The 7001-nt window shown below is 37.7% G+C and carries 6 protein-coding genes; all 6 read left to right on the top strand.

The features are described 5' to 3' along the window. Positions 1–536: 536 nt before the first annotated feature. From Q1A47_RS19445 to Q1A47_RS19420, 6 genes are read left to right on the top strand one after another with little or no spacing between them, the layout of a single operon-like run. Positions 537–1361 carry a PHP domain-containing protein gene (locus Q1A47_RS19445; RefSeq protein WP_166530644.1) on the top strand — a complete coding sequence of 275 codons (825 nt, stop codon included), beginning with the start codon at positions 537–539 and terminating at the stop codon, positions 1359–1361. Further along, entirely contained in the window at positions 1358–2152 is a 795-nt protein-coding gene (locus tag Q1A47_RS19440) for a sugar phosphate isomerase/epimerase (protein WP_166530645.1), read from the top strand. Before Q1A47_RS19445 ends, Q1A47_RS19440 begins: the two co-directional genes overlap by 4 nt. After that, entirely contained in the window at positions 2149–2934 is a 786-nt protein-coding gene (gene surE, locus Q1A47_RS19435) for a 5'/3'-nucleotidase SurE (RefSeq protein WP_026679639.1), read from the top strand. Before Q1A47_RS19440 ends, surE begins: the two co-directional genes overlap by 4 nt. Next, entirely contained in the window at positions 2935–3981 is a 1047-nt protein-coding gene (locus tag Q1A47_RS19430) for an ABC transporter substrate-binding protein (RefSeq protein WP_026679638.1), read from the top strand. Between the two features lie 25 nt (positions 3982–4006). Next, positions 4007–5746, top strand: coding sequence for an iron ABC transporter permease (locus Q1A47_RS19425; RefSeq protein ID WP_246484805.1), 1740 nt, complete (start codon positions 4007–4009; stop codon positions 5744–5746). Beyond that, positions 5743–6780, top strand: coding sequence for an ABC transporter ATP-binding protein (locus Q1A47_RS19420; RefSeq protein ID WP_026679637.1), 1038 nt, complete (start codon positions 5743–5745; stop codon positions 6778–6780). Before Q1A47_RS19425 ends, Q1A47_RS19420 begins: the two co-directional genes overlap by 4 nt. The last annotated feature ends 221 nt before the right edge of the window (positions 6781–7001 follow it).

Genomic DNA, 7001 nt, shown 5'->3' with positions numbered 1-7001 from the left:
AATACAAACTATCGGATGTGCTCTAGCTATGGCAAACAGGAAAGGACCGGGCTGGTTTTTGCCCGGTTTTTCTTAATGTTTTGCTGCTGTTAAAGGGCGCTTACCCCTTGTTTGTAGACTTCCTATTTAAAAACTCCTCTTATGATTAGAAAAAAGCTCCTACAATTTAAGCTTTAGTTAATAAGTACGCTCCATTTATTAACGGCTAGTAGCCTCTGTTTCCTTTTGTTACACAGACAACTCAAATTTACAATAATTTTAAATATAGCTCCTACATGAACTAGATGGTATTAATATAACGTAAATAATTTACTTCCCCTTTACAATTTAAGCTGACTATGACCATCCCTCTCCCTGTTAGAGCTTAAAACATCAGCATTTCTAATAACTTTCCATATATTGGGGTAAAAATAGATGATTAACTTTCATTTACAAAAAAACAGCTTTTATTTAATTATGGCTTTAATCTTCCTTTACATTTGGCTACTACAATAAAGTTAGACATCGAAATAAGTGTGTTGGAAAGGAGGATCTTGATGACTAAAACAGAATTACACATTCATTCGACATTTTCCGATGGAGGTTATAATCCAGCAGAAATAATAAACAAAGCAGCAGCAACAGGTATACAAATTCTTTCTTTTACGGATCATGACGCTATTGGTGCTTATGATGCAGCTTTACGCCATGCGGAAGCGAATCATATTACGTTAATTCCAGGGATAGAGCTCAATACAGATGGGGAAGACGGAGAGCTACACATCCTTGGGTATTTTTTTGATCCTCACCATAGGAAAATGTTTGAGTATACATTATGGCGCAAACAGGAGCGTACTATATGGACCAAAAAGATAAATACGCTGTTAAATCAGCTTGGTTATCTGATTACGTTTGAAGGTGTAAGGCAGCATGTCCCTGGAGAGATTATCGTACGTACACATATAGCGGAAGCACTTGCAAAAGAAAAATATTTTACAACGGCAAGAGAAGCTTATGAGGAATTATTAATTAAAGGTAAGCCAGCATTTGTGGAGCGTGCTGCTTTTTCTGCAAAAGACGCAATTGCGTTAATTCATGACTGTGGTGGGGAGGCTTATTTAGCACACCCCGGAACGTATTCCTCTCCAGTTCCGATAGATAATTTAATATCGTATGGGATAGATGGGATAGAGGTATACCATTCTAAACATAGCGAGGAAGATATCCATCATTGGTTAGCGTATGCCAAAAAACATGAGCTGCTCGTTTCCGGTGGTTCTGATTATCACGGAACGGAAGCAAGGAATTCTGTTGCAATAGGAAGTGTGCAGTTGGATGAACAATCCAAACAACATTGGATGAAACGAGTTGATCAATTATGAAATTTTTTATATCTTCCTCTTTATGTTGGGATTACCACCCGAAAGAAGTAATAACACTTGCTAAGAAGTTTTGTTTTTCAGGTGTAGAAATGTGGGCTGAACATATCTACCATCATGATGCTAATGCTAAGGTATTGCGTGATTATGCTAAAGAAGAGGGTATTGCTTTAACATTACATGCGTCCAGCTGGGATCTCAATATTTGTTCCATTAATAAGGGGATACAGGAGCAATCAGTGAAAGAACTAAAAAAATCAATTGATTTAGCGTCACAATTACAAGTGTTACACATGACGTTTCATCCGGGCAGATTTACGGTGAAAGATTATCTTTGGGAATATCATCAGGATCGCTTAATTGAAAATACGCAGGAATTATTAGCGCACGCTGCCGATAAGCAGGTAACACTGTCGCAAGAGTTAATGGAACCTATTGCTAAAGAGATTTTAACCCAACCAAAACATATGAATGTGTTTCAAGATAAAGTGGGTACAGAGCTTCCGGTTACTTTGGATATTGCACATGTTCCTTTGCATGAAAGCTCGATTCAATATTTGGAGCAATTAAGGTTTGTAAATAGTATTCACCTTAGTGATTCTAGTAAAGAACAATATCATGTTCCTTTAGGTGAAGGAGAGGTAGAGCTTCAGCACATATTAGAAGTTCTATCTACTATGGATGTTCCAATTGTACTAGAAGGTATGGACACGTCACGTGAATTAACTTTTTTAAAAAAGCATATTCAATTTCTTTATAACCATAAGTGGATCGAGAGGAAGGTATCTATTTGAAAATATTAATTACAAATGATGATGGCATTTTTGCACCTGGTGTGCAGGCGTTGGCAGATTTGCTTTCCCATTTTGGTGAAGTAACCGTCGTTTGCCCTGAAACAGAAAAAAGTGCCTATAGCCATAAAATAACGTTAAGACAACCATTGAAGTTAAAAAAAGTTGATTTTGCCTCACATGCAGAAGCCTTTGCTGTCAACGGTTCACCGGCAGATTGTGTCAAGCTTGGTATGGAGGTCTTACTTCCAGAAAAACCGGATATTGTTTTTTCTGGAATTAATATCGGACCGAATGTTGGTCGTGATTTGTACTATTCTGGAACAATTGCTGCTGCGCAAGAAGCAATGCTCTATCAGGTTCCTTCTGTTTCTGTGTCTTTAGAAACATTTGATAGCCGAAAAATAAAATTTGATATCGTGAAACAATTACTTTATCAAGTTGTGGAGGTGATTGTACAGAATAAAATCCCCAAAAATTTAATGCTTAATGTGAACTTACCTTACACGTCAAAAGAGCTCTGTAAAGGTGTTCGGGTGGTTCCGATGGATTTATCGGTATCACGCTATAACTTTGCTGGATTAAATGATCCCCACGGTCACATTTATTACTGGCTGAAGGATCACTATCATGAATTAGAGCTAAATGAAGGAACAGATTATCATTTGCTACGAGAAGGATATGTTACTATCTCGCCTATTGAATTAGTGCACACACGAAAGAGAAGAATTGATCAATTAACACGCTGGTTTTATCAATATACAAATTTACAGGAGGAAAAATAAATGAAAAGAATGGTTCTTTTTATGACATTATCATTGCTTTTAATATTTCTTGCGGCTTGCGGTGAAAGTGGAACTAATTCGAATGAATCTGATAAAGATAAGGATTCGAATGCGAGTGCAGCTAGTGATATGAGTGGTGAAATAGAGTTTTACACTTCCCAGCCTGATGTAGATGCGGAGAAGCTGGTGGATGCATTTAATCAAGAATATCCAGATGTTAAGGTAAACATATTCCGCTCAGGAACAGAAGAAGTAATCAGTAAAATTAACGCAGAAAATCAAGCTGGAGAAGTACAAGCTGATGTTTTACTAGTAGCAGATGCTGTAACCTTTGAAGGTTTAAAGAAAGAAAATATGCTAATGAATTATATGTCTCCAGAAGCTGAATCCATTCCGAACGATTTTGTTGATCCGGACGGTATGTACACGGGTACAAAAATAATGGCTACTGGTCTGATTGTAAATACAGATAAGGTTTCCGCAGCACCAACCTCATGGCAGGCGTTAACATCAGAAGATGCAAGCGACCAAATAGTCATGCCAAGTCCATTGTACTCTGGTGCAGCAGCATATAATTTGAGCGTATTGACCCGTAATCAAGCATTTGGCTGGGATTTTTATGAAGCTGTACAAAAGAATAGTCCAATGATTACGGAAGGAAATGGAGCAGTAATGGAAAACGTATCATCCGGTCAAAAATCATATGGGATGGTCGTAGACTATTTAGCTGCTCGTGCGGCAAATGACGGTTCTCCAGTTCAATTAGTTTATCCAGAAGAGGGTGTACCTGTCATTACAGAACCAGTTGGCATCATGGCAGATACCGATCAAGAGGAAGTAGCGAAGGCTTTTGTTGATTTTATCTTGTCTGAAAAAGGGCAAAAAATGCAAGCAAAGATTGGATATACTCCGATTCGTGAAGGAGTTGAACCACCAAAGGGTTTAAAATCGCTTGATGAAATTAAGGTATTACAAGCTCCGATAGAGGAGTTATATGAAAGCCGTGCATCAGATAAAGAGAAATTTGATGAACTGTTCTCCAAATAAGGATTACTAATTGTAGGTGATTGTATTGAATAATAAGGATTGGAATACTTTAACTAAAATAGAAGGGATGCGCAGAGGCGCATTTCCTTCTAGGTTATTTAACATATCATTGAAAACAGTTGGCATTATACTGGTAGCTATATTTTTTATCGTTCCTATCATTCGATTGGTGATGATGAGCTTTACAACGGAAGAAGGATTTTCATTACAGTATTATCAAGAGATTTTGCAGGATCAGCGAACATGGCAAGTGTTAAAAAATACGTTGATAATTGTAACTGGATCTACCATCATTGCTTTTATACTGGGTACGTTTTTTGCTTGGATTGTAGCATATACAGATATTCGTATGAAACGCCTGATACAATTGTTTGTTTTTTTACCTTTTGTTATTCCTTCCTATATCACCTCGTTGGCATGGGTTCAATTTTTTGGCCCTGGTGGATTAATGGAGCGTATGGTGGCTTTCTTATCATTACCGAGCCTTTCCTGGGATTTGTATAGTATGTCTGGAATTATCTTTGTCATGGGGATTAGTCATTTTCCACTCGTTTATTTATTTTCTATCCATGTATTTCGAAAAATACCTCGAGAAATAGAGCTGGCTGCCCAAATATCTGGATCAACGCGATGGAATACGTTTAAAAAGATCATTCTGCCTATGGCACTTCCTGGCATTGTAGGTGGTTCATTTATTGCATTTTTAGGAAGTTTAGACAATTTTGGAATACCTGCTTTCTTAGGTACACCTGCTGATATCCCTGTATTATCCACATATATTTATCAACAAGTGATTGGCTTTGGTACATCCGCATTTAATCATGCTGCGGTATTATCAATGATACTAGGGGGCGTGGCGGTGACTGGTCTATTCGTCCAATGGCTGTTATTAAGGAAATCGAAACAAGTAGAAACAACCAAATTAGATTATACTCCTCGTTATACTTTGGGGAAAAAGCGAATTGTTGTTGAAAGTATGATGTGGCTGTTCTTTGCTGTTACAAGTATTTTTCCATTAATTTCAATGGCAATGCTTTCGTTTTTACGTGCATATGGTCTTGATTTCCTTCCAGAAAATTTCTCGCTGAAAAATTATCAATACATTCTAACGAGTAATTCTACGATAGATGCTATTTTTACTAGTATGAAACTAGCTAGTGTGACTGCTGTTATAGGAATAATCGCAGGAACCATATTTGCTTATTTGCGTATTCGTAAAACGAACACCACGATAAAAGTGATGGAAACGGCAATTACAGTTCCTTATGCATTACCGGGGATGGTTTTAGCGTTAGCGATGATATTTGCATGGATGGAACCAATTAAAGGTTGGAACCCAGGTATCTATGGATCTGCCATCATCTTATATATTGCCTATATTACGAGATTTTTAATTTTACAGATAAGGAGTGGTGTGACAGCATTTCAGCAAATAGATATTCAGATTGAAGAGGCGGCACGAGTTAGTGGAACAAATGGTATAGGTAAGTGGAAGAAAATCTTGATTCCTTTAATTACACCAGGGATTTTAGGTGGAGCATTGTTAGTGTTTCTTAGTGCTTTATCAGAGCTTACTGTTTCTTCTCTACTATACGCTTCGACATCTGAGACTATTGGTGTGTCTATATTAAGCTTTCAGCAATCGGGCTATTCTTTATATGCTACGGCCTTCTCTAGTATTATTGTAGCTTTAATTATGCTTGGATATTTAGTGCTATTTGCTGTACAGCGTTTTTGGAGCAGAAAGGTGGATAAAAGTAAATGAGTACAACTGTACAAAACGTAATCAAAAAATTTGGAAGTTATCAAGCACTTCATCGTATTAATCTATCCATTCAAGAAGGGGAATTTCTTGCGATTCTCGGCCCATCTGGATGTGGGAAAACAACACTATTACGTTTATTGGCAGGGTTTGAGTCACCTACCGATGGAAGTATTTTATTGGATGGTATAGAGGTAGCAAATGCGAAAACAGCTACTCCTCCAGAGCAACGAAACGTAAGTATGGTATTCCAATCATTTGCCTTATGGCCGCATATGAATGTAAAGGAGCATATTCAATTTCCCTTACAGCATCACCGTTTTGCTGATAAAGCAATGAAGCAAGATGCCAATCAGCGAATTCAGGAGGTGTTGGAGATTGTTAACTTAACAAACTTTTCTGACCGAATGCCTGGTGAATTGTCAGGTGGTCAGAAACAGCGTGTTTCACTTGCTAGAGCGATTGCTCCGAAGCCGAAATTATTGCTAATGGATGAACCTCTAAGTAATCTTGATGCAGAGTTACGTATGGAGATGCGACGGGAAATTCAAAACCTCCACCAATTAACCAAGGCATCTATAGTGTATGTTACGCATGATCAAGGAGAAGCTCTGGCAATGGCAGATCGAATTGTTGTGATGAATAATGGAGAGATAGAACAAATTGGTACGCCTGAAGAGATTTATTATCATCCAGAGACGCCGTTTGTTGCAAAATTTGTGGGAAAAGCTAATTTGTTCGAGGGTAGTTGGGAAGGAGATTCCTTTACCCTTAAGCATAGCAATGTGAAGTGGAAGGATTGGGGCATCTCCAATAAATTAAAGGAAAAGAGTATCTATCCATTGCGACCGGAGCAAATTACATTATCAAGAAAAGAGCACGGGGAGCTTACCGGTACTATTAAAACAAAACAGTTTCAAGGAAGGGATTATCACTATTCCGTAGCTGTGAATGATCAAGTTATTATCGGACATATACCGCTTAGTAAACCATTTGAAGTTGGTGAAAACGTCTCGGTTATCCCAATAGAAGGTTAGGTTGGGCATCATGCAGTTATTCTTCGTAGATTTTGGAGAATGGATGTGATCTGGATATCATATTATGTCAAAATCTTAAATAGTATGATCTATAGCGACTAATGCTTTAAATATAAGTCAAATACAGCCATTGGCTGTATTTTTTTTAAGCCAAGTAGTTATTTTGAAATGTTTGATGTATATTGGCAATGCTCCGACTAATTACTTCGCTTTCGGCGGGC

Origin of the sequence: uncultured Virgibacillus sp. (assembly GCF_947495635.1) — a bacterium.
Taxonomy (GTDB): Bacteria; Bacillota; Bacilli; order Bacillales; family Amphibacillaceae; genus Virgibacillus; species Virgibacillus salarius.
The sequence above is the reverse complement of the archived record's forward strand: the minus strand, read 5'-3'. Positions and strand labels throughout refer to the sequence as shown.